The sequence below is a fragment of the Leifsonia sp. LS1 genome (assembly GCF_020521355.1).
Taxonomy (GTDB): domain Bacteria; phylum Actinomycetota; class Actinomycetes; order Actinomycetales; family Microbacteriaceae; genus Leifsonia.
In genome coordinates this window covers 140,954-167,655 of record NZ_BPER01000005.1, presented here as the reverse complement: position 1 = coordinate 167,655, position 26,702 = coordinate 140,954, and the positions used below count along the sequence as shown (strand labels likewise).

The 26,702-nt window shown below is 71.8% G+C and carries 23 protein-coding genes; 6 read left to right on the top strand and 17 right to left on the bottom strand.

The window, feature by feature from the left end; translation table 11 throughout:
* Position 1: 1 nt before the first annotated feature.
* Complete coding sequence (locus LLS1_RS10955; protein WP_226655495.1) at positions 2-1,603, bottom strand: acyl-CoA dehydrogenase family protein; 1,602 nt, start codon at positions 1,601-1,603, stop codon at positions 2-4.
* 44 nt (positions 1,604-1,647) lie between these two features.
* Between LLS1_RS10955 and LLS1_RS10950 the strand changes: the two genes are divergently transcribed.
* Both LLS1_RS10950 and LLS1_RS10945 read left to right on the top strand, forming a co-directional pair.
* A complete protein-coding gene (locus LLS1_RS10950) occupies positions 1,648-2,193 on the top strand; it encodes a GNAT family N-acetyltransferase (protein ID WP_226655493.1) in 546 nt (181 codons plus the stop codon).
* 29 nt (positions 2,194-2,222) lie between these two features.
* The gene (locus LLS1_RS10945; RefSeq protein ID WP_226655491.1) at positions 2,223-4,055 is read left to right on the top strand and encodes an ABC-F family ATP-binding cassette domain-containing protein; all 1,833 of its coding nucleotides are present in this window, start codon (positions 2,223-2,225) and stop codon (positions 4,053-4,055) included.
* Between the two features lie 32 nt (positions 4,056-4,087).
* Here LLS1_RS10945 and LLS1_RS10940 read toward each other — a convergent pair whose 3' ends face one another.
* The 6 genes from LLS1_RS10940 to LLS1_RS10915 form a co-directional block, all read right to left on the bottom strand.
* Entirely contained in the window at positions 4,088-4,828 is a 741-nt protein-coding gene (locus tag LLS1_RS10940; protein ID WP_226655489.1) for an ATP-binding cassette domain-containing protein, read from the bottom strand.
* Positions 4,825-6,051 (bottom strand): alanine racemase, encoded by a 1,227-nt coding sequence (locus tag LLS1_RS10935; RefSeq protein WP_226655484.1) that lies wholly within the window; start codon positions 6,049-6,051, stop codon positions 4,825-4,827. Before LLS1_RS10935 ends, LLS1_RS10940 begins: the two co-directional genes overlap by 4 nt.
* 10 nt (positions 6,052-6,061) lie before the next feature.
* The gene (locus tag LLS1_RS10930) at positions 6,062-7,045 is read right to left on the bottom strand and encodes an ABC transporter permease (protein ID WP_226655482.1); all 984 of its coding nucleotides are present in this window, start codon (positions 7,043-7,045) and stop codon (positions 6,062-6,064) included.
* Positions 7,042-7,968, bottom strand: a complete 927-nt coding sequence (locus LLS1_RS10925) for an ROK family protein (protein WP_226655480.1) — start codon at positions 7,966-7,968, stop codon at positions 7,042-7,044. The genes LLS1_RS10930 and LLS1_RS10925 overlap by 4 nt, the downstream gene beginning before the upstream one ends.
* Positions 7,965-8,969, bottom strand: a complete 1,005-nt coding sequence (locus LLS1_RS10920; protein ID WP_226655479.1) for a phosphotriesterase — start codon at positions 8,967-8,969, stop codon at positions 7,965-7,967. The genes LLS1_RS10925 and LLS1_RS10920 overlap by 4 nt, the downstream gene beginning before the upstream one ends.
* 90 nt (positions 8,970-9,059) lie before the next feature.
* A complete protein-coding gene (locus LLS1_RS10915) occupies positions 9,060-10,184 on the bottom strand; it encodes a substrate-binding domain-containing protein (RefSeq protein WP_226655477.1) in 1,125 nt (374 codons plus the stop codon).
* Positions 10,185-10,413: 229 nt separating this feature from the next.
* Here LLS1_RS10915 and LLS1_RS10910 point away from each other — a divergent pair, with 229 nt between their 5' ends.
* Both LLS1_RS10910 and LLS1_RS10905 read left to right on the top strand, forming a co-directional pair.
* Positions 10,414-11,577, top strand: coding sequence for an ROK family transcriptional regulator (locus LLS1_RS10910; RefSeq protein WP_226655475.1), 1,164 nt, complete (start codon positions 10,414-10,416; stop codon positions 11,575-11,577).
* A 147-nt stretch (positions 11,578-11,724) separates the two neighbouring features.
* Entirely contained in the window at positions 11,725-14,568 is a 2,844-nt protein-coding gene (locus tag LLS1_RS10905; RefSeq protein WP_226655473.1) for a LuxR family transcriptional regulator, read from the top strand.
* Positions 14,569-14,634: 66 nt separating this feature from the next.
* Here LLS1_RS10905 and LLS1_RS10900 read toward each other — a convergent pair whose 3' ends face one another.
* The 10 genes from LLS1_RS10900 to rsmI form a co-directional block, all read right to left on the bottom strand.
* Complete coding sequence (locus LLS1_RS10900) at positions 14,635-15,579, bottom strand: 4-(cytidine 5'-diphospho)-2-C-methyl-D-erythritol kinase (protein WP_226655471.1); 945 nt, start codon at positions 15,577-15,579, stop codon at positions 14,635-14,637.
* A 56-nt stretch (positions 15,580-15,635) separates the two neighbouring features.
* Positions 15,636-16,484 carry a 16S rRNA (adenine(1518)-N(6)/adenine(1519)-N(6))-dimethyltransferase RsmA gene (gene rsmA, locus LLS1_RS10895; protein ID WP_223357531.1) on the bottom strand — a complete coding sequence of 283 codons (849 nt, stop codon included), beginning with the start codon at positions 16,482-16,484 and terminating at the stop codon, positions 15,636-15,638.
* Positions 16,481-17,410: a TatD family hydrolase gene (locus tag LLS1_RS10890; protein WP_226655469.1), complete on the bottom strand. Its 930-nt coding sequence runs from the start codon at positions 17,408-17,410 to the stop codon at positions 16,481-16,483. The genes rsmA and LLS1_RS10890 overlap by 4 nt, the downstream gene beginning before the upstream one ends.
* Positions 17,407-18,996, bottom strand: coding sequence for a methionine--tRNA ligase (gene metG / locus LLS1_RS10885; RefSeq protein WP_226655467.1), 1,590 nt, complete (start codon positions 18,994-18,996; stop codon positions 17,407-17,409). Before metG ends, LLS1_RS10890 begins: the two co-directional genes overlap by 4 nt.
* A gap of 68 nt (positions 18,997-19,064) precedes the next feature.
* Positions 19,065-19,259: a hypothetical protein gene (locus LLS1_RS10880; RefSeq protein ID WP_226655465.1), complete on the bottom strand. Its 195-nt coding sequence runs from the start codon at positions 19,257-19,259 to the stop codon at positions 19,065-19,067.
* Positions 19,260-19,430: 171 nt separating this feature from the next.
* Positions 19,431-20,267, bottom strand: a complete 837-nt coding sequence (locus LLS1_RS10875; protein ID WP_226655463.1) for a hypothetical protein — start codon at positions 20,265-20,267, stop codon at positions 19,431-19,433.
* Complete coding sequence (locus tag LLS1_RS10870; protein WP_226655461.1) at positions 20,264-21,637, bottom strand: ADP-ribosyltransferase; 1,374 nt, start codon at positions 21,635-21,637, stop codon at positions 20,264-20,266. The genes LLS1_RS10875 and LLS1_RS10870 overlap by 4 nt, the downstream gene beginning before the upstream one ends.
* Positions 21,638-21,644: 7 nt before the next feature.
* A complete protein-coding gene (locus tag LLS1_RS10865) occupies positions 21,645-21,965 on the bottom strand; it encodes a hypothetical protein (protein WP_223357540.1) in 321 nt (106 codons plus the stop codon).
* Positions 21,966-21,984: 19 nt separating this feature from the next.
* Complete coding sequence (locus LLS1_RS10860; protein WP_226655459.1) at positions 21,985-22,407, bottom strand: YbaB/EbfC family nucleoid-associated protein; 423 nt, start codon at positions 22,405-22,407, stop codon at positions 21,985-21,987.
* A 31-nt stretch (positions 22,408-22,438) separates the two neighbouring features.
* Positions 22,439-23,269 carry a 16S rRNA (cytidine(1402)-2'-O)-methyltransferase gene (rsmI, locus tag LLS1_RS10855; protein WP_226655457.1) on the bottom strand — a complete coding sequence of 277 codons (831 nt, stop codon included), beginning with the start codon at positions 23,267-23,269 and terminating at the stop codon, positions 22,439-22,441.
* 62 nt (positions 23,270-23,331) lie between these two features.
* Between rsmI and LLS1_RS10850 the strand changes: the two genes are divergently transcribed.
* Together LLS1_RS10850 and LLS1_RS10845 are read left to right on the top strand one after the other, a co-directional pair.
* Entirely contained in the window at positions 23,332-24,945 is a 1,614-nt protein-coding gene (locus LLS1_RS10850; protein WP_226655455.1) for a dolichyl-phosphate-mannose--protein mannosyltransferase, read from the top strand.
* Positions 24,946-25,009: 64 nt separating this feature from the next.
* A complete protein-coding gene (locus LLS1_RS10845; RefSeq protein ID WP_226655446.1) occupies positions 25,010-26,629 on the top strand; it encodes a protease pro-enzyme activation domain-containing protein in 1,620 nt (539 codons plus the stop codon).
* Positions 26,630-26,702: the final 73 nt, after the last annotated feature.

The window sequence follows — 26,702 nt, the reverse complement described above, 5'->3', positions numbered from 1 at the left end:
CTCACGCCCGCGCCGCGACCGCCACCGTGTCGACGCCCCGCGGCAGCTCCCCGTACAGCGACCCGCGCTCGGGGCCGAGTCGGGCGGCGACGAACGCGTCGGCGACGGCCGGCGGCGCGTGACGGATGAGCAGCGATGCCTGCAGTGCGACGGCGAGCGCGGAGACGGTCGAGCGAGCGGACGACTCGTCGGCCGCGGCGAGCGCGATGCGGAGTCGGTCGTGGTGGGCGCCGTACTCCGGGTGCGTCCCGCGCGCGGCGGCCAGCTCGGCGTCGAACGCCTCGCGGCTCGCGGGTTCCCGCGCGAGCGCCCGGAGCACGTCGAGGGCGATCACGTTGCCCGAGCCCTCCCAGATCGCCATCACGGGCTGCTCCCGGTAGCGGCGCGCGAGCGGGAAGGCCTCCGTGTAGCCGTTGCCGCCGAGGCACTCGAGGGCTTCGTAGGCATGGCCGGGGCCGCGCTTGCAGACCCAGTACTTGGTGACGGCGGTCGCCAGGCGCCGGAACGCGACGTCCTCGTCCGGTGCGTCGGCGTCGTGGGCTCGCGCCAACCGGAGGGAGACGGCGGTCGCCGCCTCGGACTCCAGCGCCAGGTCGGCGAGCACGGCGGTCATCGCAGGCTGGTCGACGAGGCGCGCTCCGAAGGCCGAGCGATGGCGCACGTGCCAGGCGGCCTCGGCGACGGCCTGGCGCATGCCGGCCGCGCTGCCCAGGATGCAGTCGAGCCGCGTGCGGTTGACCATCTCCAGGATGGTGCGCACTCCGCGCCCCTCCTCACCGAGGAGGAAGCCGACGGTCCCGTCGAACTCCACCTCGCTCGACGCGTTGGAGCGGTTGCCCAGCTTGTCCTTGAGGCGCTGGATGAGGAAGACGTTGCGCGTCCCGTCGCCCAGCACCCGGGGCACGACGAAGCAGCTCAGCCCGCCGGCGGTCTGCGCCAGCACCAGGAACGCGTCCGACATCGGCGCCGAGCAGAACCACTTGTGGCCGGTGATCAGCCAGCGGCCGTCGCCTGAGGCGAGCGCACGCGTCGTGTTGGCGCGCACGTCGGAGCCGCCCTGCTTCTCGGTCATCGCCATGCCGAACAGCGCCGACGTCTTGCCCGCTGCGAGACGCCCGTCGTAGTCACGGCTCAGGAGGCGCGGCACCCACTCGGCGGCGAGCACGTCGTCCGCGGCCAGCGCGGGGACGGCGGCGTGCGACATCGAGACCGGGCAGGCGTGCCCCGGCTCCACTTGCGCGAAGAGCAGGAAAGTGGCGACGCGGGCGACGTTCGCGCCCGGCCGCGGCTCGGCCCACGCCGACGTGTGCGCGCCGGCGGCGACCGCAGAGCGGATGATCCGGTGGTAGCTCTCGTCATACTCCACCTCGTCGAGGCGGTTGCCCCAGCGATCGAAGCCGCGCAACTGCGGCTCGCGCGTGTTCGCCCGCTCGGCGTCGGCCTGGAACGCGGCCGACCCGACCAGACGCCCGGACTCGCCGAGCGCGGGCACGGCCCAGCCGGCGTCGTAGCGGTGCACCGCCTCCTGCAGCGGGAGGTTCGCGGCGAACTCGTCGAGGTCGGTGCGCGGCGGAGGCTGGTTCACGACGGTGTGGGTGCCCATGCGGTGGGAGTCTACCCGGGGCCCCGGGACGGGTGGAGGCTACCGTGGACGGTGTGCGCATCCCGGATCTCCTCACCGACCGTCTGCTGCTGCGGCGCTGGCGGGACGGGGACGCGACGTTCGCGTTCGAGCTGTACTCGCGCTGGGAGGTGCAGCGGTTCCTCGGCCGCACCCCGCGGGTCATGGCCGACCTGCGGGAGGCCGAGGCGCTCGTACGCCGGCTGCGCCGCCGCGAGGACCGGTTCCGCGCCTACCGCGTCGTCGAGCTCGCCGCGACCGGCGAACCGCTCGGAACGGTGATGCTCCAGCCGTTGCCCGCCTCCGGCGCGAGCGAACCGCTGCGCCCCAGCGGCGACACCGAGATCGGCTGGCACTTCCATCCTGCGCACTGGGGCCGCGGATACGCGACGGAGGCGGCGGGGTCGCTGCTGGCCGCGGCGCTCGACGACGGGTGCCCGCGCGTCCTCGCGGTGACGTATCCGGACAACCGGGCGTCGCAGCGCGTGTGCGAGCGGATCGGGATGACGAGCCTCGGCGTCAGCGACGCCTACTACAACACGGCGATGGAGCTGTTCGAGCGGACCGCGTGAGCTCCCGTCCTCTGTACCCTTGAAGGGACATGGCACATCTTCTCGGGGCCGAGGCCCTGCACCTCGAATTTCCGACCCGAGTGGTCTTCGACTCCGTCTCTCTCGGCGTGAACGAGGGCGACCGCATCGGCATCGTCGGCCGCAACGGCGACGGCAAGTCCAGCCTGCTCGGGATGCTCGCGGGGCTCCGCGAGCCCGATTCGGGGCGCGTCACCGTCCGCAGCGGCGTCCGCATCGGCGTGCTGGACCAGGCGGACACCCTGGACGACGACGACACCGTCGGTCACGCCGTCGTCGGCGACGCCGCCGAGCACGAGTGGGCGGGCGACGCCCGGGTGCGCGACGTGATCGCCGGGCTGGTCGCCGACCTCGACTGGGAGGCCCGCCTCGACACGCTCTCGGGCGGCCAGCGCCGCCGCGTCGCCCTGGCCCGCCTCCTCGTCGGGGACTGGGACGTGCTCGCGCTCGACGAGCCGACGAACCACCTCGATGTGGAGGCCATCACCTGGCTCGCCGAGCACCTCAAGCGCCGTTGGTCGGCCACCGCGGGCGGCCTGCTGGTCGTGACGCACGACCGCTGGTTCCTGGACGAGGTCTGCACGCTCACCTGGGAGGTGCACGACCGCGTGGTCGAGCCGTTCGAGGGCGGCTACGCGGCGTACATCCTGCAGCGCGTCGAGCGCGACCGGCAGGCCGCCGCGATCGAGCAGCGCCGCCAGAACCTCGCGCGCAAGGAGCTGGCGTGGCTCCGCCGCGGCGCGCCGGCCCGCACCTCCAAGCCGAAGTTCCGCATCGACGCCGCCAACGCGCTCATCTCCGACGTCCCGGAGATCCGCGATCGCGTCGCGCTCCAGTCGCTCGCCGTCTCGCGCCTCGGCAAAGACGTCGTCGACCTGCTCGACGTCTCCGTCTCGTATGGCGAGCGCCCCGTGCTACGCGACGTGGAGTGGCGCATCGCCCCGGGCGAGCGCACCGGCATCCTCGGCGTCAACGGCGCCGGCAAGTCGACGCTGCTCGATCTCGTCTCGGGGACGCTCGAGCCGACCTCCGGTCGGGTCAAGCGCGGCAAGACCGTGCGCGTGGCGACGCTGACCCAGCGCCTGGACGAGTTGGAAGAGCACCTCGACGACCCGGTTCGCGTCGTCATCGGCCGCCTCCGCACCGAGTACACGATCGGCAGCGGCTCCAAGGCGCAGGCGCTCACGCCCGCCCAGCTGCTGGAGCGGCTCGGCTTCTCGTCGGCCCAGCTCTCCACCCCGGTGAAGGACCTGTCGGGCGGCCAGAAGCGCCGCCTCCAGCTGCTGCTCATCCTGCTCGACCAGCCCAATGTGCTCATCCTCGACGAGCCGACCAACGACCTCGACACGGACATGCTCGCGGCCATGGAGGACCTGCTCGACTCGTGGGCCGGGACCCTGATCGTCGTGTCCCACGACCGGTACTTCATCGAGCGCGTGACCGATCAGCAGTTCGCCATCCTGAGCGGGCACCTGCGACACCTCCCCGGTGGCGTGGACGAGTACCTGCGGCTGCGCACGCTGGAGGAGAAGCGGGGAGCGACGGCCGCCGCGCCGGCGGCGGCCTCGACAGCGTCAGGCTCGACAGCGTCCACCGCCTCCGCCCCAGCAGCCCCGACGCTCGCCGGGGCGGACCTGCGCGCGGCCCAGAAGGAGGTCGCCGCCCTCGAACGCCGCCTCGGCAAGCTCCAGGAGCAGATCGGCGCCGCCCGCGCCGCCCTCGCCGACCACGACCAGTCCGACTACGTCGGCCTCGCCACCGAGATGGAGGCGATCACCGCGAAGGAGCGCGAGGTCGAGGAGCTGGAGACCCGATGGTTCGAGCTGACGGAGGCGCTGGGCTGAGTCCGACCCGGCTCGCGTTCACGCTCCTGCCGTCATGACTGCAGACCGGTGATCATCGCGACGAGGTCGTTGTGCGACACGTCCGCGACGTCGCGGGTGGCGACCTGCGTGCCTCGGCGCAGCACGGTCACCCGATCGGCGACCCGGAAGACCTGTTCCATGTTGTGGCTCACGATCAGGACGGCCGCGCCACGCTCCTTCAGCTTGAGGATGAGCTCCTCCACCTTGGCGGTCTCCGCGACCCCGAGAGCGGCCGTCGGCTCGTCCATCAGCACCAGGCTGCTGGCCCAGTGCGTCGCGCGCGCGATCGCGATGCCCTGGCGCTGGCCTCCGGAGAGGTCGCTCAGGGTGGCGCGCGCCGACGGGATCCGGACGTCGAGCTCGTCGACGAGGGTCTGCGTCTCGGCCGCCATCCTCCGGCGGTCGAGGACGCCGAACGGTGCGCGGCGCAACTCCCGCCCCAGGAACATGTTCATGTAGACCGGCTGGAGGTCGACCAGCGCGAGGTCCTGGTAGACGACCTCCACACCCTTCGCGCGGGCGTCGGACGGGTCGCGGAACGCCGTGCGCTCGCCGTTGAGATGGATCTCGCCCGCCGTGGGCTGGTACAGGCCGGAGATGATCTTCACGAGCGTGGACTTCCCCGCGCCGTTGTCGCCGACCAGGGCGACGATCTGACCGGCCTGGATCTCGAGGTCGAACCTCTTGATCGCGACGATTCCGCCGAAGTGCTTGGTGATCCCATCCAGCCGGAGGGGTGTCCGTACGGTCATGCTGTCCTCCCGGTTGCGGCGAGGGCGTCGCCGATGGTGAGTGGTGCGGATCCGTCGGCCGACCAGATGCCGGCGACGACGGGATGTCCGGTCGAGAGGCCGGCGATACCCGCCGTGAGCCCCCTGGTCACGAAGACCTGCGGACGGAAGCCGAAGAGCGCGGTGTCGCCGGGCTCCACCGCGCGACCGTCGATCGGCACGGTGGCGTAGTAGTCGATCGCGTCCGCCGCCGGCATGTCCACCCGCAGCTCCGGGGCGTCGATCGGATCGACGCCGTCTCCGACGAGGAGGGCGTTCGTGGAGCCGCCGCTCAGCACCGGGTCGACGTAGAGGCCGCCGCCGAACACGTAGGCATCGCCCTGGTGAACGTGCGAGACCTCGGAGACGTAGGCGATCGCCGGATCCTCGATCAGATCCTCCGCCGCGTGCAACGGCGTCGTGCCGGTGAGCCCGTGACCCGGCTCGACCTGGGTGGCGCCGGCTCCCGCGAGCGATGCGAGGATGCTGGCCGACGTGGTTCCGGGCGCGTTGACCTGGACGTCGGTGCGGCCCGCCGCCTGCAACGCTTCGAGCGCGCGCGTGAGCGTCGCGAGGTTGGGGGTGGGGCGCGCGGTGCGGGTCTCAGCGTCGAACAGGGTGGCGGGGAACGTGGTGATGCCCGCGAAGCGCAGCCCGGGCACCGCGTCGAGCCGGTCGGCGACGGCGACGATGTCCTCGGCGGCGAAACCGCCTTCGTGGCCGCGGTAGAAGCGATCGCCGGGCGCGACGATCCGCGCGAGCACGTCCTGCTCCCGTCCGGCGGCCACCGCCGCAGCGCCCGCCTCGGCGGCCTTGCGGTCGCTGAAGACGGTCCAGTAGAGCGGCTGGAGGCGCGCGGCCTCTGCGGCACGGTGCCGCGGAATCTGGACCAGGTGGCCCAGATGCCCGGTGCGCAGGCCTCCGGCGGCTGCGGCGACGGCGCATTCGAGGTCCACGCCCACCGCGTGGTCGATGCCGCCCGCCGCGATCGCCCGGGATGCGTCCGGATTGCGCCCGATCTGCTTGGTCATGGCGAATGGAGTGAGGCCGAGCCGGGACGCTTCGGCCGCGAGGGCCGCGCTGTTGCGCGCGACGGCATCGAGGTCGATCACATACGTGTTCGGGGGGATGTCGCCGGAGCGATGGAAGCGGGCCGCGGCCCGCAGGAGGTCCGGGTTGCGGCGTCGGAGAAGGTCGAGGAACATCCGGTCGGTCCTAACTGCTCTTCTTGGCGCGGAGGGAGAGGGACACCGCGATGAGGATGATGACGCCGCGAACGATCATCTGCTGCGCCACCGTGAGGCCGCCGAGGAGGAGGCCGTAGTTGATCATGCTCATGAACAGGCTTCCCACGAGGGCGCCGATCATCGACCCTTTTCCGCCCGTGAGCGCGGTGCCGCCGACGATCACCGCTGCGAGCACGCTCATCAGGTCGGATCCGCCGAGCGTGTACGTGGCGCCGGCGAGACGTCCGGCGTAGAGCAGCCCGGCGAGCCCGGCTGTCGCCCCCGAGATCACGAAGACGATCATCGTGATGCGCGTGGTGCGGATGCCGCTGACCGACGCCGCAGCCGCCTTGTTGCCCACCGCGAGCACGTGGGCGCCGAACCGGCGCTGCCGGAGCACATGCCACCCGAGTGCGACGACCACCGCCGTCCACCACACCAGGATCGGCACACCGAGCAGGGTCCCTGCGCCGAAGATCCAGGTGAAGACGGGGTCGGTGACCGGGACGGACTGCAGGTTGGTCGCCTGCTGCGCGAGTCCGGCGACCAGCCCCATCGTGGCCAGCGTCACGAGGAACGACGGGAGCCGGACGAGAGTGACGAAGGCGCCGTTCACCAGTCCGATCAGCGCGCCGACGGCGAGCCCGGCGAGAGCGGACAGCCACCACTGGTGCGTCGCTTGCAGCGTCACCGCTGCGGTCAGGGCCGCCAGCGCGACGGTCGATCCGATGGAGAGGTCGATCTGACCGAGACTGAGGACGAAGACCGCACCGACCGCCATGACGGTGATCGGCGTGGCCTGCGTCACGATGTTGACCAGGGTGGTCATGTTCAGGAAGTTCGCGCCCTGGGTGATGGCGAAGTAGACGAAGACGACGACGAATCCGATGTAGACGACGTACTGGCGCCAGTCGGAATGGCGCAGCCGCTCGCCGAGGGTCGCTCTCCCGTCCTGGTGGGGGATGACGGTCATGATGCTTCTCTTTCTCTTCTGGTCGCGGTGTCGATGGCGAGCCGGATGGCCCCGAGCACGGGAGCCGACGGTCCGAGGGTGCTCAGGCGCACCCGTACGGAAGCGCGCCCCAGCCGGACGAGCCACGCGCGGAGCGGGGCGAGGAGTTCGACGCGGCCCCCGATCCCGCCGCCGAGCACGAACAGTCCGGGATCCACGACCGCTTCGAGGGAGACGAGGGCGTAGGCGAGCCAACGCGCCTCCTCGTCGAGGGCGCTCACCGCGGCGGGATCTCCCGCGGCCGCGCGGTCGAACACCTCGTGGGCGCTCACCGGTCCGGTCTCCCCCGCCGCCTCGGCGTAGCGCCGCGCGAGGGCGTCGCCTGCCAGCCGCTCTTCGAGCGCCCCTCGACGGTGGTTGGCCGGATCGAGCGGGTCGGCGCCGATCGGCAGGTAGCCGACCTCGCCTGCGCCACCCGCGGCGCCGCTCCAGAGCCGGCCGTCGAGCACGAGGCCGACGCCGATCCCGGTGCCGACCGCGACGAAGGCGAAGCTGGGCTCGCTCCTGCCGACGCCGTCGGAGAGCTCGCCGAGGGCGGCGATGTTCACATCGTTCTCGATCACGACCCGATGGCCGAGCCTGGTCTCCAGCTCACCCACCAGACCGACGCCGTCCAGACCGCTGAGGTTCGGGGCGAGACTGAACGATCCCTGGTCCTCGTCCGGCACACCGGCGCCGCCGATCGCGGTCGCGACGACACGGCCGCCGGCGGTGCGCTCCAATCGACCGATCAGCTCGGCGAGCTGCGCGAGGAGTCCGGGGCCGCGCCTCGTCGCCTCGACGACCTCGTGGAGGAGGGCGCCATCCATCGCGGCCACCCCCGCCCGGACCTTCGTCCCGCCGAGGTCGATGCCGACGACCAGCGGCCGGGCCGCGGCGCTCATGCCATCCTCAGGACGTCGGCGGGGTTGCCCGCGGTCAGACGATCGATGGCGCGCTCGGACACGCCCCGTTCCCGCAGCATCGGCAGGAACACCGCACCGAGGTACGAGTAACCCTGCACACCGTGCGTGCCGGGATTCATCCAGACCTCGGCTCCCGTGAGATCCTGCGCCAGCAGAATCCGATCCTCCAGCCCGTCCTCGACCAGAGCGGCGACGAGGTCGGCACGCCCGGAGTCCGAACGATGGAACGAACGCTTCTCGTACTCGCCGTCCTCGCGCGACCCGGGTGGGCCGAGGAAGAAGTCCCAGTCCTCCTTGCCGATCGTGTCGATCGCCACTCGCGCGCCGGCATCGATCACGCGGCGAGGAAGCTCGCCTCCCAGTTGCGTGTCCACGTGGCCCACGACGACGCGATCGAGGTCGACGCCCTCCTCGCGGAGGATGTCGAGCTGCTCGAGCGCCTCCGTGCCGTGCGTCGTATGCGTCATGACGGCGAGTCCCGTCTCGCGCTGCGCGCGGGCGACGGCACGCAGGCACTTCTCCTCGTGCGGCGTGATCTCGCCGAGGCTGGTCGCCTGCTCGCCGAACACCCCGGCCCGGACGCCGGAGCCGCCGATGCCCGTCGTCGCGTCCGAGACGAGTCGCTCGGTGAGCTCGCGGACATCGGCGCCTCTCGCCCAGTCCGGCGCGTAGGACTCGAGGTACAGCGCCGTTCCGGAGACGATGTGCAGCCCGGTGCGCGACGCGATCTCGACCAGCAGCGAGACGTTGTCTCCGTCCGCGTCACGGCCGACGACGTTGTAGGGGCTGAGATCGACGACCGTCCGGAAGCCCAGCGCGGGCAGGCCGGCCAGGGCGTCGACGGCGCGTTCGACGGCGTCGTCCCTGGTGGCGCCGGTCAGCCAGGGACCCGGGACCAGGGACAGCAGATGTTCGTGGGGCATGACCCGGCCGAGCTGGTCGGCGGGGACGGGGCCGAGGACGGTCGTGACGTACGTCATCGGTCTCTCTTCCTGTGGTGCGGGATCTCGAAATGCGGGTGACGGCAGGGGCGGGCGGCCGACGGGGGCGATCGACCGCCCGCCGGTCGGTCAGCCGCCGGTCACCGACGACGGCGGCTTGGTGCCGTAGTCGGCCTCCCATCCCGACACGAGATCCTTCTTGGTGACCTTCGTCGGGTCGGAGGCGACGAGCTCGGGGGCCTTCTTGTCGAGGACGCCGTAGGCGCCGGCCAGAGCGAGGCCCTTGCCGATGCCGAGCGAACCGTTGCCGACCATCCCGGCGACCGTGTCGCCCGAGACCATCGCGGCGCCCAGCGTGGTGTCGAGGTCGTTGGTGACGACCTTGATATCCGTGCGGCCCGATGCCTTGATCGCGGCCACCACTCCCTGGGCCGCGGTGGCCCACGACACGTAGATCCCCTTGAGGTTGGGGTGCTTGGCGATCATCGCGGCGGCGATGCTCTGGGTCGCGGTCTCATCCGCGAATCCCTCGTCGTCGACGATCTTCACATCGGGGTACTCGTAGGCCATCCAGTCCTTGAAGGATTTGTCACGCTGGTTGGTGAACCAGAAGTTGGCGTTGTACGAGAGGTAACCGATCTCCCCCTTCTTGCCGAGCGCGTCTCCGAGGATCTCCGCGTTGTCGCGTCCGGCCTTGGCCAGGTCTTCGGTGACGATCGACACGAAGTCGGTCCCTGCCTTGTAGCCGGCGGGCGGCGTCGTCATGATGACGAGCTTGATCCCCGCGTCGACGACGGGTTTGAAGGCCGTGGCCGCCGAAGTCGGGTCCACGGCGATCGCGACGATGATGCTCGGGTGCAGGGCGAGGACGGTCTGCACGTTGTTGGCCTGGGTCGCGGCGTTGAAGCCGGCCTGTGTGCTGGCGACGACCTTGATGCCGAGCTTCTCGAACTCCTGCCTCGCACCCTTCTCGACCGCGGTGACGAAGTCGGACGATGTGTGCCAGACGAAGGCGGCCGTGAACGTGCCGGCCTTGACTTTCGCCTCTTCGTCCGCGGTGAGGGCGAGATCGGAGAGGGGGCCCGGCTTCTCGCCGTTCGGGCCGACGAACTCCAGGCTGGGTTTGGCCGCAGGCGAGGAGGACGCTGCCGGGGCGTCTCCGGCGGAGCAGCCGCTGAGGGCGAGGACGACGGCGACGGCTCCGACGAGCGCGGCGCGCAATCCGGGGCGTCGGATAGAGCGTGCTGTGTGCATGGGTTACCTTCCGGGAGCGGGTTGTGGACTCCTGTCGCGGTGATGTCCCCCGGGTGCACGCACCCTGTCACCGTTGACTCGTTGAACCATTTTGATTTCAACGAGCAATCAAAGTCAAGCGCGAGTTTGTGTCGAACGCGTTTCGGGCGCGTGAAAACCGGATTTCTGCGCCAACCCGCGCCGGGTTCCGCTACATTTGTGTTCACGTTGACACGAATAGGAGGGCGCGATGGTGCAGGACACTCGGCAGCTCAATCGTGAGGCCGTCCTGACCGCACTGTTCGCCGCCCGCCCCGCGAGCCGGAAGGTCATCGCCGAGCGTTCCGGTATCTCTCCCGCCACCGTGACCCGTGCCGTGGAGCAGCTCCTCGCCGAGGGCGTCGTCGAAGAGACGAGCGAGATCATCTCGGAGTCCCGCGGCCGACGCGCCGTCGAGCTCGACATCGTCGCCGACCGGCGATTGGCGATGGGCGTGGATTTCGGCGCGACGAACACCCGCATACTCGTCGTCGACCTGCTCGGGCGGCCGATCGCCCGACGATCGGTGCCGACACCCGCCCACGAAGACGGCCAGCTCCTCGCCGAATGGCTGGCGGACGAGGCCCGGGCGACGGCCGGAGACGTGTGGGAGCGCATCGCTTTCGTCTGCCTGGGGATGCCCGGCGCGGTGGGGCGCCAGCGCACCGTGTCCAACGCCCCCAACCTCCCGCAGGTCGAATCGCCGGGCTTCCTCGATGCCGTGGAGGAGGCTTTCGGTCGGCCGATGGGATTCGACAACGACGCGAACTATGCCCTTCTCGGCGAGCTGCACTACGGAGCCGCCACCGATTCCCCCAACGCCGCCATGCTGACGATCGGGTACGGACTCGGCGCGGGACTCGCCATCGACGGCCACATCCTGCAAGGCGAGCGGGGGCTGATCGGGGAGTTCGGCCAGCTCCCGATCGGCCCGCTCGGCGCCCGGCTCGAGCACATGGTCACGGGAAGCGGGATCATGCGGCGCGCCGCGGAGGCGGGCGTCGCGCTGTCGGAGCCCGCGGCGCTCTTCGCTCCCGATGCGCCCCCCGCCCTGCTCGGCCTGCGAGCGCAATTCGACCAGGCGCTCACGATCGTCCTCGCCGCCGTGACGGTCGCGAGCGATCCGCAGACCATCGTGCTGGGCGGCGGGATCGCGACGTCGCTGGCGCCTGCCCTCGACCGGTACCGGATCGCACTCGAGCAGAGCCTGCGAGTGTCGCCTGCGATCGTGACCGCCCGGCTCGGTTCCTACTCCGGCGCAGTGGGAGCAGCCGTCGCCGCCCTCCACCAGGTCTATGCCGCTCTCGGTGTCCACCCGGACGTCATCGTGCGGTTGCCCGGCGGAGACACGATCGCCGAGGGCCTCCCCGTCTGACGGCACCCGCGTGAAGGCACCCCGTTCGCGGTGCGAGCCTCCCCTGGACGGGTGCTCTCGGCGTGTCGCGCGGTGTGGGAGGATTCAAGGGATCGGCTGACCCGCCCAGACCCGTCCGCGGCAGCCGTCCCGAAACGGGGGGCTCACGTGACCAGCGACGACCGGCCGACGGCCGACAGGCCGCTCTTCGGCCGCGATCGCGCGCGCGAGACCGTCCTGCTCGTCGCCCACCGGGCGATCGACCGCGGCGGCGCCGTACTCGTCACCGGTGAGGCCGGGCTCGGAAAGACCACTCTGCTGACCGACATCGCCGAACGGCTCGACGACTGGACGGTGCTGCGCGTCCACGCGGACTCATTCGAATCCGACCTCGCCTATGCCACGGTCGAGACCCTGGTGCGCGGGCTCAACACCCTCAGCGGCGCGCGCATCCGACCTCCCGCGCCCGGCGATGATCCGCTGACCGTCGGCCGCCTGCTGCTCGACGCCATCGATGGCGTCGCCGGACCCGTGTGCCTGATCGTCGACGACTCGCAGTGGGTGGACGAGCCGTCGGCACGCGCCCTCCGCTTCGTCGTCCGCCGCCTCACCGACCAGGGCTTCCTGTTCGCCGCCGCCACCCGCCCGCAGCCGAACAGTGTCGTGTCGCTGTTCGACGACGTCGCCGCGGTGACCGTCAACCACGCCCGCGTCGAGCTCACCCCCCTCACGGTCGGCGACACCCAGGACCTCGCCCAGCACATCCTGGGCCACGCGATCTCCCGCCGCACCGCCACCCGCCTCACCGAGGCGACGCAGGGCTCTCCCCTGCTGCTGAGCGTGCTGCTCGGCCAGCTTCGCGACACGTTCGCCCAGGCGCTGCATCCGGCCGGGTGGGACATCCCCGTCGCCGCGATCACGCCGATCTCCACCGCGATCTCGTCGGCGCTCGAAGGCGCCGACCCTGCGGCGCGGACCGCTGCGGAGATCGTGGCCGTGCTGCGGGACCCGCTGCCGTTGCCGGTCGTCGGGACGATCGCCGAGCGGCTGGGCGTCACGGCCGACGTGCCCGGCGCGGTGTCCCGCGGGCTGGTCCTCGCCGCGCCGCGCGACGGAGTGGTGTGGGTCGAGCCGGCCCACGCCATCCTGGCCGACGCTCTGGCGGCCGAGCTGACCCTCGACCGTCGGGTGGCCATGCACCGCGTCGCCGCCGAGGTGCTCACCGGCCACCGCGCGCTGCGGCATCGGGTGGAGGCCGCGGACCGCACGGACCCGACCCTCGTCGACGAGCTCCTCACGGCCGCACTGGACGCGGCGGAGCTGGGGCGCGCCGAGCAGGCCCTCAGCTATGCGCGCTCCGCGGTCCACCTCGCCACCGGGGCGGAGCGCGACCGCGCCCTCCTCGAGATCGGCCTGCTGGCGATGCGTTTCCGGATGCACGAGCGCGTACTCGACCTGCGCGACGCCATCGAGGCGATCGCCCCCTCCTCCGTGCGCGACGCCGTGCTGCTGGAGCTGCGCACGCTCTCGCGTGACGCGCCCGGGGCGCTCGCGCTCGGACTGGCGCTGGAGGCGTCACCTGCCACCACGCCCGACGAGCGCGCCATCCGCACACACGTCGCCGAGGCCCTGCCGAAGGTCTACATGGCCATGGGCGACTTCGCCTCCGTGCTCGACCACCTGGACCGCGCCCGCGAGCTGATCGCCGACTGCCCGGCCCCTGCAGACGTCGCCGATCCGGCCCTGCGCTGGATGGCGCACCCCGAGGAGCATCTGGTGCGCCTCCTGGGCTGGGCGCTCAACTCCGCGGCGCACGCGCGACGCCCCGACCTCTATGGCCCGCTGACCCTGGAGCTGGACGATCTGCTGTCCCGCCACGAGTCCCCCGCTGCCGTCGACGCGCTCGTCTCGCGCTCCCGCGTCTCGGTGCTGGGCGGCGACATCGAGCGCGCGCGCGTCGATCTGGCCTCTGCGAACGACCTGGTGCGCCGCTTCCCGTCCAGCTGGACCGCCGGGTTCGCGCGCACCATCTACGCGCACATCCTCTTCCTCGTCGGCGAGTGGGAGGAGTCGGTCACCCTGGCCGACACCGCCGTCGCCCTCGCACTCGACGAGACCGACCTCTCCTGCTGGCCCATCGCGCTGTGGACATCGGCCCTGGTCCGCGCCGGCCGCGGGGAGTCGGACGCCGTGGAGGAGCGTCTGCGCGCCGCCGCCCAAGCGGACCCGCGCATCACCGGCTCGTACGACGGCGACCTGCCGTTCCTCGCCCGCGCCGAGCTCGCGCGCGCACTGGGCCGCCCCGAGGAGCAGCTCGCCGCGACGCAGGACGCCGAAGAGGCCGCGACGCGCGCCTCGACCCTCGGCTGGCTCACCTACCGGGTCGATGCACTCGCCGCGCTCGGGCGGGCGGAGGAGGCCCGGTTCGCCTACGAGCGCTGCGCGGAGCCGGGCCTGTGGCGCCCGTACTACGGCTCCCTCCGCTGGCTGGAAGGCCGCGCGCTGGAGGCCGAGGGCAGCACGGAGGACGCCGTCGCCGCCTACCTCGCGGGCGTCGACGATCCGGCCTGCAGCTCGTTCCCGTTCCCGCGCGCGGTGGCCGCGCTCGACGCCGCCCGCCTCCTGGTCGACCAGGGCGCCGACGCCGACGAGGCGACCCGGCTGCTGAGCGATGCCGCCGCGACCTTCCGGCGGCTGGGCGCATCCGGGTACCTCGCCCGGTGCGCGCACCTCCTCGACACCCTGCAGACCGCGGCCCCGGCCGCCGATGCCGCGGCCGACCCGCTGGCCGCACTCACCACCCGCGAGCGCCAGGTGGCGCACGCCCTCGCCGCCGGCATGACCAACAAGGAGATCGCCGAGCGGCTGTACGTCTCGGTGACGACCGTCAACTTCCACGTGCGCAACATCCTCGCCAAGCTCGGGCTGCGTTCCCGGCGCGACCTGCGCGCCCTCGGCATCGCCCGCCGCCGCCCCGCGCGCGGAGGCGCCGCGCACCCGGTCAGCAGGTGACCGTTCGCTCCTCGGTCCGCCGACACGGAGGCCGCCCGCGCGGGCGCAGGATGATGCCCGGCGCCGTCAGTCGCCCAGGATGCGCGCGCCGTGGACCGGGCCGGTGGCCCGCACGGCCGTGATCCGCGCGGCGCTCAGTGCGATCTGCAGGTCGAGCGCCGAGTCGAGGTCGGCCGCGAGGAACGCGACCGTCGGACCGGAGCCCGACACCATGCCGGCGAGCGCGCCGTTCAGCTCGCCGAGCTCGAGCACGTCGGCGATCGGCGGGGCGAGGTGGATGGCCGGAGCCTGCAGGTCGTTGGCCAGCGCCTCCGCCAGCATGGCGGGGTCGCCCGCTCGCAGGGCCTGCAGCACGTGCGCGTCCACGCTCGGCGAGAGCTGGGCTGGGGCGATGTCGGCTGCGTGCCGTTCCCGGTGACGGTCGAGCTCCCGGTAGACCGCGGGTGTGCTGAGCTCCGACTCCGGCAGGGCCAGCACCCAGTGGAAGGTGCCCGTCGCGAGCGCCGGGCTGAGCTGGTCGCCGCGGCCGGTGCCGATGGCCGTGCCGCCGACGAGCGCGAACGGGACGTCCGCGCCGAGTCGCGCCGCGAGGGCGAGCAGCTCGTCGCGCCCGACGTCCGTGCCCCAGAGGGCGTCGCACGCCACCAGCGTCGCGGCGGCGTCGGCGGACCCTCCGCCCATCCCCCCGGCGATCGGCACCCGCTTGTCGATGCGCAGCCGCACGCCGCCGGTGTACCCGGTGCGCTTGGCGAGGAGACGGGCCGCCTTGATCGCGAGGTTGGAGCCGTCGGTCTTCAGGCCGCTCGTGTCGATGGGGCCGCCGAAGCTGACCGAGAAGTCGTCGGCGGGGTAGGCGCGCACGTCCTCGTACAGCGAGACGGCCTGGTACGCGGTCGCCACGTCGTGGTAGCCGTCGTCCATGACGGCGCCGACGCGCATGAAGACGTTGATCTTGCCGGGAGCACGCACATGCACGGCGTCCCCGCTCCATCCGGCTTCGCGCTCGACCATGCTTCCAACCTACAGGGGCGCGCGGGCGGCCGGTCGCACCTGTCCGGGTGGCGGCGTCAGACGCGCGCGGCGCCGAGCCGGGCGAAATCGTCGAACGACAGCTGCTCGCCCCGGAGCGAGGGCGAGAGACCCGCCGCCTCGAGGGCGTCGGCCGCCGTCGTCGGATCCCCGTAGACCGGGGCCAGCGACTGGCGCAGGGTCTTGCGACGCTGCTGGAAGGCGGCGTCCACGAGCTCGAAGGTGCGCGTGCGCAGCGCCTCGTCGCCGGGCGGGGTCGCGTGCCGCTCGAATGCGACGAGCACCGAGTCGACGTTCGGCACCGGCCAGAAGATCTGCCGGCTCACGTTGCCCGCGGTGCGCCAGGTGCCGTACCAGGCGGCCTTGACGCTCGGCGACCCGTAGACCTTCGATCCGGGCTGCGCGGCGATGCGGTGGCCGACCTCCGCCTGCACCATGACGACGCCCGAGCGGAGCGAGGGGAAGTGCTCCAGCAGGTGCAGGAGCACCGGGACGGAGACGTTGTACGGGAGGTTCGCGACCAGCCGGTCGGGCTGCGCGGGAAGCTCCGTGACGGCGAGGGCGTCGCGGTGCACGACGGTGAGCCGCTCCGCCGCCTCGGGCGCCATCTGCGCCACCGTCGTCGGCAGCTGCGCGGCGAGGCGGCCGTCGATCTCGACGGCGACGACACGGGCGCCGGTCTCGAGCAGGCCGAGGGTCAGGGAGCCGAGGCCGGGGCCGACCTCGACCACGACATCCCCCGCCTCGACCTCGCCGACCCGCACGATGCGGCGCACAGTGTTCGCATCGATGACGAAGTTCTGGCCGAGCTTCTTCGTCGGCGTGACGTCGAGCAGCTCGGCCAGGTCACGGATCTCGGCCGGCCCGAGCAGGCGCAGCTCGCTCACGCGATGCGTCCGATGGGCGACGTCGGCGGCGCGGAGACGGGCTCGCTGTCCCAGCGGCCGTAGACCAGCTCGGTGTTGGAGTTGATCTGGGCGGCGAGGGTGGAGGCGTCGGTGTCGATGGTCTCCGCCATGGCGCGCAGCGTGAGCGGGATCAGGTACGGCGCATTCGGCCGCCCGCGGTACGGCGTGGGCGTGAGGAACGGCGCATCGGTCTCGACCATGATCAAGTCGCGCGGGGCCGAGCGCAGGGCCTCCCGCAGCGTCGGAGCGTTCTTGAACGTGACGGTGCCCGCGAACGACATGTACCAGCCGTTGTCTGCGCAGATGCGCGCCAGTTCGACATCGCCGGAGAAGCAGTGGAACACGGTGCGCTCCGGTGCGCCGACACGCTTGAGGGTCGCGACGACGTCGGCGTGGGCGTCGCGGTCGTGGATCTGCAACGCGATCCCGTGGCGCTTGGCGATCTCGATGTGGGCCTCGAAAGAGCGCAGCTGCGCGTCGCGGCGGGGCCCCTCCTCCGTGCGGAAGAAGTCGAGGCCGGTCTCGCCGACGGCGCGGACGCGGGGACGCCCGGCCAGCTCGTCGATCACCGCGAGGGCATCGTCGAGCTCGCCGCGCTCGGCGTAGTCGGGGGCGTCGTTCGGGTGCAGAGCTACCGCCGCGAGCATCCGCGGCTCCACCGCCGCCATCTCGGCGGACCAACGCGAGGTCTCGATGTCGTTGCCCACCTGCACGACGCCGCGCACACCGACACTCGAGGCGCGATCGAGCTGCTCGCGGTAGTCCAGCGCCACGTCGCCGTCGGCGATCTCGAGATGGGTGTGATTGTCGTAGACGGGGACGACGAGCGCCTCCGGCAACGGCGGGTAGGCCAGGTCGCGGCCGTCGGTGACGTGCCGCTGCCGGATGAACGCCGGGTCGCTCATACGCCTGGCACCGCGTCCGCGTCGATCCGGGGGAACAGCGCCTCGAGGGCCGCCACGGCCGTGCCGGCCGGCAGCTGACCCCACTCGCCGGCGCGCCGCAGCGGCTGGGCCGCGAGCGCGCCGAGGCCGCCCTCGGCGCCCAGGGCCGTCCAGAGCTTCGCGGTCGCCTGCGGGACGACCGGGGAGAGCAGCACCGCGAGGGCGCGGAGGCCGTCGGCTGCGGTGTACAGCACCGTGGCCAGACGCTCGCGCTGGGCGTCGTCCTTGGCGAGGCTCCACGGTTCCTGCGTGGTGATGTAGCCGTTCAGCTCGTCCACCACCGTCCAGATCGCCGTCAGGGCGTCGTGGATCGCGAGCCGGGCGATCGCCGCGTCCGCCTTCGCGGTGGCCTCGGCGACGGTGCGCTGCACCTGGAGGTCGGCGTCCGCGTACTCCCCGGCCGCGGGCACCACGCCCTCGAAGTATCGGGAGACCATGGCGACCACGCGCGAGGCGAGGTTGCCGAAACCGTTGGCGAGCTCCGCCTGGTAGCGCGCCGAGAGGTCCTCCCAGCTGAACGAGCCGTCCTGCCCGAAGTTGATCGCGCGCATGAAGTAGTAGCGGAACGCGTCGGAGCCGAAGGTGTCGGTGATCTGCGTCGGCGCGATGCCGGTGAGCTTCGACTTCGACATCTTCTCGCCGCCCACGAGCAGCCAGCCGTGGCCGAAGACGCGGTGCGGCACGTCGAGCCCGGCGGCCATCAGCATCGCCGGCCAGATGACGGCGTGGAAGCGCAGGATGTCCTTGCCGACCAGGTGCGTCGCGGGCCAGCGACGGTCGAACGTCGCCTCGTCCTGGCCGTAGCCCACCGCCGTCACGTAGTTCAGCAGCGCGTCGAACCACACGTACACGACGTGCGACTCGTCCCACGGCACCTTGATGCCCCAGTCGAAGCTCGAGCGGGAGATGGACAGATCGCTGAGGCCCTGCCGCACGAAGCTCACGACCTCGTTGCGCGCGGACTCCGGCTGCACGAACTCCGGCCGCTCCTCGTACAGCGCGAGCAGCTTGTCCGCGAACTGGCTCATGCGGAAGAAGTAGTTCTTCTCCTGCAGCAGCTCCAGCGGCTTCGAGTGGATCGCACAGACCTTCTGGCCCTCGTACTCCCCCGTGCCGTCCACGATCTCGCTCTGCGGCTTGAACTCCTCGCAGCCCACGCAGTACAGCGCCTCGTACTCGCCCGCGTAGATGAAGCCGTCGTCGTAGAGCTTCTGCAGGAACTTCTGCACGTTGGCTTCGTGGCGCTCGTCCGTCGTGCGGATGAAGTCGTCGTTCGCGATGTCGATCGTCTTCAGCAGCGGCAGCCACTCGTTCGTCACCAGGCGGTCGGCCCACTCCTTCGGGGTCGTGCCGTTCGCGGTCGCCGTGCGCAGGATCTTCTGGCCGTGCTCGTCCGTGCCCGTCAGCAGCCAGGTGTCGTCGCCCGCCTGGCGGTGCCAGCGCGCGAGGACGTCCGCGGCGACCTCCGTGTAGGCGTGCCCGATGTGCGGGACATCGTTCACGTAGAAGATCGGCGTGGTGATGTAGAACGAAGAGCCGTCGGACATGCTGACTATCCTACGGGCGCGGGAGGTACGCCTCGATTCTGTTACCGGACCAGGCATCGGCACCGCGGTCACCGCCACTCCCAACTCAGCAGATCGCGCAGAGCGCGGACGGCGTCCGGCGAGAGACCACCGGACTCGGCAGCGACGGCGGCGGCCTGCGCGTCCGCCCACGTCGCGAGGTCGTCTGCGGTGTCGTCGGGTCGGATCGCGTCGAGGCGGCGGATGACCTCCTCGACGCGGGCCAGGAGGTCGGCGTCCTGCACGCGCTCGGGATGCCGGCCGGGGAGGGACGAACCCGGGGCCCGGATGTAGGCGACGATGGCCGCGCTGAGGGTGGCGGGTGGTACGCCGCTATCGCTGGAGGACAGGGAGGTGCGTCCTCACGGTCGTGTTTCCCGCGCGGATTCCGACAGAAGACATGGCTATCCCGCCGCTCACGACCTCGGCTCCGCACGAAGCACGGTCCCCTGGATCTCGCCCGGAGCGATCGACGTGATCTGCCAGTCGATTCCGCGTCCGAGGAGCAGCACGCCTGCTCCGCGCTCGCCTGGCGCGGGCGGCGTGTAGAGCGCCGGGGTGCCCTTCGTCACGCGGAGGACCAGTCTGGTGGGCGCGTCGATCCGGGTCTCGCCGGTGAGGAAGGTGGACGTCAGGTACGTGGGCTCATGCACGATGGTCCCGACCGCCGCATCGCCGGGGATGGTGGAGGTGTCGTACGGCAAGGCGACCACGACATCGTCCGGAGCCGGTCGTCTGTGGGTGGCCTCGTCGAGGGCGGCGATGCGGGCCTGGATCTCCGCGGTGGGTCGGCCACGACCGCGCAGCACCGCGTCGATCTCGTCGCGAGTCGGTGCGCTGCCGCGTTCACGACTGCGGGCGCTCGACGGCCGCACACGCCCTGGATCGAGGCGCTCGACGATGGCATCGGTGTTCTCGAACCGCTCCGGCTGCGCGGACACCCGACCGGAGCCCTCAGGCCCGTCGGTTCCGAGCAAGGCGCGGAACGTGTCGTGTGCCGGCACCTGCTGCGCACCCGCGGCTGCGATCCTGTCGCGCCAGAACCGCGAACCGTTGTTGAAGTAGTCGGGGTTCGCCGCGGAGGTGAACATCTTGAGCACATTCTCGGTCGCGTCGACGGACGTCGCGATGTATCCGACAACGTCATCGCCGAGCTGCACCGGAGCGGCGTCGACGGGATTGGCCGTCCTCCAGCCGTACTCGGGGGCGCCCGACACCACCTTGGGCGCGAGGTCGAAATCTCTCCAGCTCACCGGATCACCTCACCGTAGACATGCAATTGACCGTCGATGTACTCCACTCGCGTGCCCTGCCACTGCAGTCCCCGGCCGAGGAGCAGCTCTCGCTCGCTCCCGCCGAAGTGCGACAGGTTCTCGACCCATGCGGCCGGCGTGCCCTGGGGCACGTCCAGATGGAGTATCGCATCTTTGCCCGCGAAGCTGTCGGCGGGGCCGCCGAGAGACGTCGACAGGTACGAGTCTTCCCTCACGACCTTGCCCGCCGCGTTCTCCGGGTCGAAACTCCAGTGGGAGGTTCCCGTCCCACGGGTCACCTCGACACTCTCGCTCAGGGGACGGGTGTTGAGGCTCTCGTCGATCGCGCGGATGTGGTTCTGCAAGTCGGCCGGATACGGCGGACCATTTCGCAATGCGCCGTTGATCTCCTTGTAGGTCACCCCACTCGGCCCGGGCGACTCGCGCGTGTAGTCGTACACGGCTTCACGTTGAGCCGGCGTGAGCTCGTCGGCAATCCCGTCCCAATGCTCGCGACCGTATGCGACCGCCTCATCGTCGGACGCGAAACGGTGGACCGGGGAGACGGGAAGCTCTTCACCCCCGCGCGCCGCACCCCGCGCACCGCCCCTCCCGCCCTTCAGCACCGACGCGAACAGCTCGTCCGCCTCGCGCAGCAGCCCGCGCAGCTCGTCGAGGAGCTTCGAGAGCGCCTTCACCGAGCGGACGAGGGCGGTCATCTTGGAGCCGACCTTGGCGGTCCAGGAGGCGACGCGGGTGGAGACCTGTTCGACGATCCACGGGGTGGCGAGGCCGAGGGAGAGGACGGCCTCGGACGCCCAGGAGATCGCGGAGCCGACGAGTTGGGAGAGCACGTCGCGGACGATGTCGTGCACGACCTGCACGATGGTGGAGGCGATGCCGAGGCCTGTCGCCATGGCGCCCGCCCAGGTGGCGGCGCCGTGGAGGTGCTGGGCCGAGTCCTGCTGGAATCGGCGGTAGGCGTCCATCGCCTCGCCGGCGAGCTCGTCGACGTCGCCGAGGATGCGCGTGAGCTCGTCGCCCGACGCCTGCAGCTGCTTCTGGATGTTGGTCCAGGTCTGCGCGAAGGCCTGCACCTCGCCGGCGTCTCCGGTGAGGTCGTTGAACCAGCCCTTGAGCGGCTCGAAGTGGTCGATCAGCCAGCCGAGGCCCGCGGCGATGAGGGAGCCGAGCGGGTCGGAGACGGTGGCGATGGTGTCGGCCGCGGCGGCGAACGCGGCCATGCCGCCTTCGACCCAGTCTCCGGATTCGATCGCCGAGGCCAGCTGGGTGCCGGAATCGAGGAGCCCGGCGCCGCTGAAAGGCGTCGCGGTGTCGACCGGGGCCGCAACGAGGGGGTTCGCGTTCACCGGCGGGTCACCCCAACCCCTTCTCGAGCGCGCGCACCGCCTGCACGATGTCGTCCTCGACCGCGGCGGCGTCGGCCGCGACCCCGCGGACCTCCCGTGCACTGCGCGTGACCATGCCCTCGGCGGCGGAGATGGCGGACGCGGCCATCGTCGCCGCGAGCGTCGCCGGGGCGACCAAGAAGGAGCAGATCACACCGAACGCGCCGCCGCCCATGTTCGTGGCGGCGGCCGCCTGCCGGGCGACGCCGATGTCGGCCGCCACCTGGTCCACACGGACCGCGTGCGCGTGGATGACCTCCGCATCCACGGCGATCCTCTTCCCCGCCATGTTCCCCCCGACCGTCGTCTCAGTACTGGATCCGTGTGCCGTCGCCCGGACCGTCCGGACCGTCCGGGCGCGCCCGCTCGACCTCGTCGCGGAGGTGGGCCACGATGCCCGACTCCTCGCCGAACGCCTCGCTCGCTGCGGCCACCGCCTGTGCGCCCGCCTGACGCTGCGCGGCGTTCGCGGTCTCGACGATGAGCCGGCCGAGATCGCGTGCCGAGTGCCGGTACGCCGCCTCGGTGAGGTCGACACCGAGGAGGCGCCCTCCCGCGTCCACGGTGACGGTCAGCTCGCGCCGCGGCGACGTCGCCTGCCCGCGGAGGGCCCCGATCTGCTGCCGGACCTCGCTCGCGCGCCTCGCACGCTCCTGGGCCTCGGCGATCTGCTCTTCGATCCGCGCGACGGCGAGGTCGGCGTCCGCATCGGCTGAGAAGAAGTCGGTCACCCGGACAGCATAACCAAACGGCCGTCCGGCGCTAGCGGGTCTCCCTGCCCTTGTGCTCCAGCGCCGCCTGATACAGGTCGCGGCGGCCGAGACCGGTGGCCTCGGCGACCTCGGCCGCGGCGTCCTTGAGGCGCGTTCCGGAGGCGACGAGGGCGAGCACCTGCTCCAGCGCGCTCTCGGGGTCCACGACGCGTGCCGGAGCGCCGGCGACCACGATCGCGATCTCGCCGCGCACGCCGTCGGCCGCCCAGTCGGCGAGTTCGGCGGCGGTGCCGCGGCGGACCTCTTCGAACAGCTTCGTCAGCTCACGGCACACGACGACACGGCGCTCGGCGCCCAGCTCCTCCGCCATCGCGGCGAGGGAGGCTGCGAGCCGGTTGGGCGACTCGAAGAAGACCATGGTGCGGGGCTCGGCCGCGAGAGCGCGCAGCGCGGAGGAGCGCTCCCCCGGCTTGCGCGGGAGGAAACCCTCGAAGGTGAAGCGGTCCGTGGGCAGGCCCGAGACGGCGAGAGCGGTCAGCACCGCCGACGGTCCCGGCAGGGCGGTGACCGTCACCCCGGCAGCGGCGGCCACCTCGACGAGGTGGAAGCCGGGATCGCTGACGGTCGGCATCCCGGCGTCGGACAGCACGACGACGTCCTGCTCGCGGGCGAGGTCGACCAGTTCGGCGGCCCTGTCGCGCTCGTTGTGGTCGTGCAGGGCGATCAGCCGCGGCCGGTTGGCGATGCCGAGGCCGGCGAGCAGACGCTGCGCGACGCGGGTGTCCTCGGCGGCGACGACGGGTGCCTCGCCGAGCACCTCGACCAGACGCGCGGAGGCGTCGCCGAGGTTGCCGATGGGGGTCGCGGCCAGAATGATCATGCCCTCAGTCTGTCAGGCGCCCTCACGGCTCCGCGCCCGCGGCGTCCCCGTACGATTGCCTGGTGAGTTCCCTCCCCGTGACCGATCCCGCCCCCGCGCACATCGCGCCCGGCGAGACCGGCAGCCGCCTCGACGACTGGTGGGCCCGCGTCCTGCGCACGCCCACGCGCCTGCGCATCTGGTACTGGGGGGCGCCGATCGGCGTGACTCTCCTGGCCGCGGTGCTGCGGCTGTGGGACCTCGGCTCGCCGCACGCGCTGGTGTTCGACGAGACCTTCTATGTCAAAGACGCGTGGTCGCTGTTCCATCTAGGGTACGAGGGCAGTTGGCCGGCGAAGGCCGACGAGCAGTTCAACGCGGGGAAGACCGACATCTTCTTGTCGTCGCCGTCGTTCGTCGCCCATCCCCCGCTGGGCAAGTGGATCATCGCGCTGGGGATGGCGGCGACGGGAGCGGGCAATGCGTTCGGCTGGCGCGTCGCGACCGCCGTGGTCGGCATCCTGGCGGTGCTGCTGGTGTTCCTCCTCGCCCGGGCGCTGTTCCGTTCGACGATCATCGCGGCGATCGCCGGGTTCCTGCTGGCGATCGACGGGCACGCGATCGTGATGAGCCGGGTCGCCCTGCTGGACAACATGGTCATGTTCTTCGGCCTCCTCGCGTTCGGCTGCATCCTGCTCGATCGGAGCTGGCACGCGCGGCGGCTGGCAGCCTCCGTCATGGCGGCTCGATCGGCCGGACGCTCGCCGGAGTGGGGACCGGTGCTGTGGTGGCGGCCGTGGCTGATCGCCGCGGGCATCCTGTGCGGGCTGTGCGCGGGCGTCAAGTGGAGCGGCTTCTACTTCCTCGCCTTCTTCGCCGTCTACACCGTCGTCGTGGACGCGGTGGCGCGCCGCCGGGAGGGGCTCGCCTTCTACGTCAGCGGGGCGACGCTCAAGCAGGCTCCCGCCACGTTCGTGCTGATGGTGCCGATCGCCTTCCTCGTCTACATCGCGACGTGGACGGGCTGGATCGTGACCGACGGCGGCTACTACCGCCACTGGGCGGAGTCGACGCACATGCAGTGGACCGGCCTGCTGAGCTCCGTGCCGCTGTGGCTGCAGAACCTCTGGCACTACCAGACGGAGATGTACAACTACAGCATCAACCTGCACGTGCCGCACCCCTACCAGTCCAACCCGCTGACGTGGCTGTTCATGATCCGTCCGACGAGCATGTACTACGTCGGCACGACGCAGGGGCAGGGCGGCTGCGACGTCTCGAGCTGCTCCGCGGCGATCACCTCACTCGGCAATCCGCTCATCTGGTGGGCGGGCGCGGCCGCTCTGTTCTACCTGCTCTACCGGCTCGTGCGGTACCGCGAGTGGCAGGTCGGCCTCATCCTGACCGGGCTCGCCGCGGGCTACCTGCCCTGGATGCTCTACATCAACCGCACGATCTTCCAGTTCTACTCGATCGCGTTCGAGCCCTACCTGATCCTGGGGCTGGCGGCGACGATCGCGATCGTCCTCGGCTCGCGCACGGACGCGCGCCCCCGACGGCGACGCGGGATCGCGTGGGTGGCGGTGTTCCTCGCGGCGGCGGCCCTGCTGAGCGTGTACTTCTGGCCGATCTGGACGGGCGAGCAGATCCCGTTCTGGTTCTGGCAGATGCACATGTGGTTGCCGAGCTGGGTGTAGCCGAGACGGCACGGCCGTTCCGTACGGCCTGGGCCGTGTCGGCAGCCGGGTGTAGACCGGGCGTATGACCGACGCAGAGCTGCCCGGCGACGACCGCCTGGACCACCTCGAACTCGTCCCGCTGCCCGGGAGCGAGCGGCCCGAACGCGCGGGATTCCGTGCCCACGGCGCCCTGGACCCCGACGCGCCCGTGTCGGCGACGCTGGTGCTGCGCCGCCGGGCGGAGCTGCCGGAGAGCGCGCTCGCCCACCCCCTCACCCGGGACGAGCTCGCCGAGCAGTACGGCGCCGCGCCCGCCGACGTCTCCCTCGTCACCGAGACGCTCGGCGCACTCGGCGTCACGATCGAGGAGGCGGACGCGGGACGGCGCACCGTCCGCGTGAGCGGGCCGGCGCGGGTGCTCGCGCGCATCTTCGGGACCGACCTGGCGCGGTCCGCTCCGGAATCCGCGACCGCGACCGCGGAGGATGCCCCGTACCGCCAGCGCAGCGGCTCCCTCAGCCTCCCCCGCGCGCTCGACGGCGTCGTCACCGCCGTGCTCGGGCTCGACGACCGCCCCCAGGCCCGCGCCCAGTTCCGCGTCGCACGACCGGCGGCCGTGTCGGTCAGCTACACACCGCCCGAGCTCGGCAGGGTCTACGCGTTCCCCGACGGCACCGACGGCACGGGGCAGACCATCGCCATCGTGGAGCTCGGCGGCGGCTACGAGCAGGCGGACCTCGACACCTACTTCGCCGGTCTCGGGCTCGCGACCCCGTCCGTCACCGCGGTGGGCGTCGACGGCGGATCCAACGCGCCGGGGGCGGATCCGAACGGCGCCGACGGGGAGGTCCTGCTCGACATCGAAGTGGCCGGCGCCCTCGCTCCCGGTGCCGCCCTGGTCGTCTACTTCGCCCCGAACACCGACGCCGGCTTCCTCGACGCCGTCACCACCGCCGCACACGCGGAGCCCACCCCCGCCGCCATCAGCATCAGCTGGGGCCAGGCGGAGGACCAGTGGACGGCGCAGGCGCGCACCGCTCTCGACCAGGCGCTGCGGGATGCGGCCGCACTCGGCGCGACGACGACCGTCGCGGCCGGGGACGACGGCAGCGGCGACCGCGTCGGCGACGGCCGTGCCCACGTCGACTTCCCGGCCTCCTCCCCGCATGCCCTCGCCTGCGGCGGCACGCGGCTCGAAGCGAACGGGACGACCGGTGCCGTGTCGAGCGAGACCGTCTGGAACAACGGTCCGGGCGGCGGCGCGACGGGCGGCGGGGTGAGCGCGGTGTTCGCCCTGCCCGCCTGGCAGGACGGCGTCGGGGTCCCGACTGCGCCGACGGCGGCCGGCGGACGCGGCGTGCCCGATGTGGCCGCCGTCGCCGACCCGCAGACGGGCTATCGGGTGCGGGTGGACGGCACGGACACCGTCATCGGCGGCACCAGCGCCGTCGCTCCGCTGTGGGCGGCGCTCGTCGCACGCCTCGTGCAGAGCACAGGCCGCCCTCTCGGACTCGCTCAACCCGCACTGTACGACGCGATCCGTGCGGGGCAGGTGGCGGACGGTTTCCGCGACATCACGAGCGGATCCAACGGCGCCTTCGCCGCGTCCGCAGGCTGGGACGCCTGCACGGGGCTCGGCGTGCCCGACGGCACGACACTGCTGAGGGCGCACGCCACCCATCGACCTCCGCTTCGCACCTAGATTCGCACTCCCCTGAACGGGGTGTCTGGCGCGGGGTGGAACGCCGAGTACTCTCCTGGTCGCGACTCTCGCA

What these genes read in the sequence shown, in the direction of transcription:
- LLS1_RS10955 (WP_226655495.1), bottom strand. Translation starts at nt 1,603, where the DNA reads ATGGGCACCCACACCGTCGTGAACCAGCCTCCGCCGCGCACCGACCTC.
- LLS1_RS10945 (WP_226655491.1), top strand. Translation starts at nt 2,223, where the DNA reads ATGGCACATCTTCTCGGGGCCGAGGCCCTGCACCTCGAATTTCCGACC.
- LLS1_RS10940 (WP_226655489.1), bottom strand. Translation starts at nt 4,828, where the DNA reads ATGACCGTACGGACACCCCTCCGGCTGGATGGGATCACCAAGCACTTC.
- LLS1_RS10935 (WP_226655484.1), bottom strand. Translation starts at nt 6,051, where the DNA reads ATGTTCCTCGACCTTCTCCGACGCCGCAACCCGGACCTCCTGCGGGCC.
- LLS1_RS10930 (WP_226655482.1), bottom strand. Translation starts at nt 7,045, where the DNA reads ATGACCGTCATCCCCCACCAGGACGGGAGAGCGACCCTCGGCGAGCGG.
- LLS1_RS10925 (WP_226655480.1), bottom strand. Translation starts at nt 7,968, where the DNA reads ATGAGCGCCGCGGCCCGGCCGCTGGTCGTCGGCATCGACCTCGGCGGG.
- LLS1_RS10920 (WP_226655479.1), bottom strand. Translation starts at nt 8,969, where the DNA reads ATGACGTACGTCACGACCGTCCTCGGCCCCGTCCCCGCCGACCAGCTC.
- LLS1_RS10915 (WP_226655477.1), bottom strand. Translation starts at nt 10,184, where the DNA reads ATGCACACAGCACGCTCTATCCGACGCCCCGGATTGCGCGCCGCGCTC.
- LLS1_RS10910 (WP_226655475.1), top strand. Translation starts at nt 10,414, where the DNA reads ATGGTGCAGGACACTCGGCAGCTCAATCGTGAGGCCGTCCTGACCGCA.
- LLS1_RS10900 (WP_226655471.1), bottom strand. Translation starts at nt 15,579, where the DNA reads ATGGTCGAGCGCGAAGCCGGATGGAGCGGGGACGCCGTGCATGTGCGT.
- LLS1_RS10890 (WP_226655469.1), bottom strand. Translation starts at nt 17,410, where the DNA reads ATGAGCGACCCGGCGTTCATCCGGCAGCGGCACGTCACCGACGGCCGC.
- metG (WP_226655467.1), bottom strand. Translation starts at nt 18,996, where the DNA reads ATGTCCGACGGCTCTTCGTTCTACATCACCACGCCGATCTTCTACGTG.
- LLS1_RS10865 (WP_223357540.1), bottom strand. Translation starts at nt 21,965, where the DNA reads ATGGCGGGGAAGAGGATCGCCGTGGATGCGGAGGTCATCCACGCGCAC.
- rsmI (WP_226655457.1), bottom strand. Translation starts at nt 23,269, where the DNA reads ATGATCATTCTGGCCGCGACCCCCATCGGCAACCTCGGCGACGCCTCC.
- LLS1_RS10845 (WP_226655446.1), top strand. Translation starts at nt 25,010, where the DNA reads ATGACCGACGCAGAGCTGCCCGGCGACGACCGCCTGGACCACCTCGAA.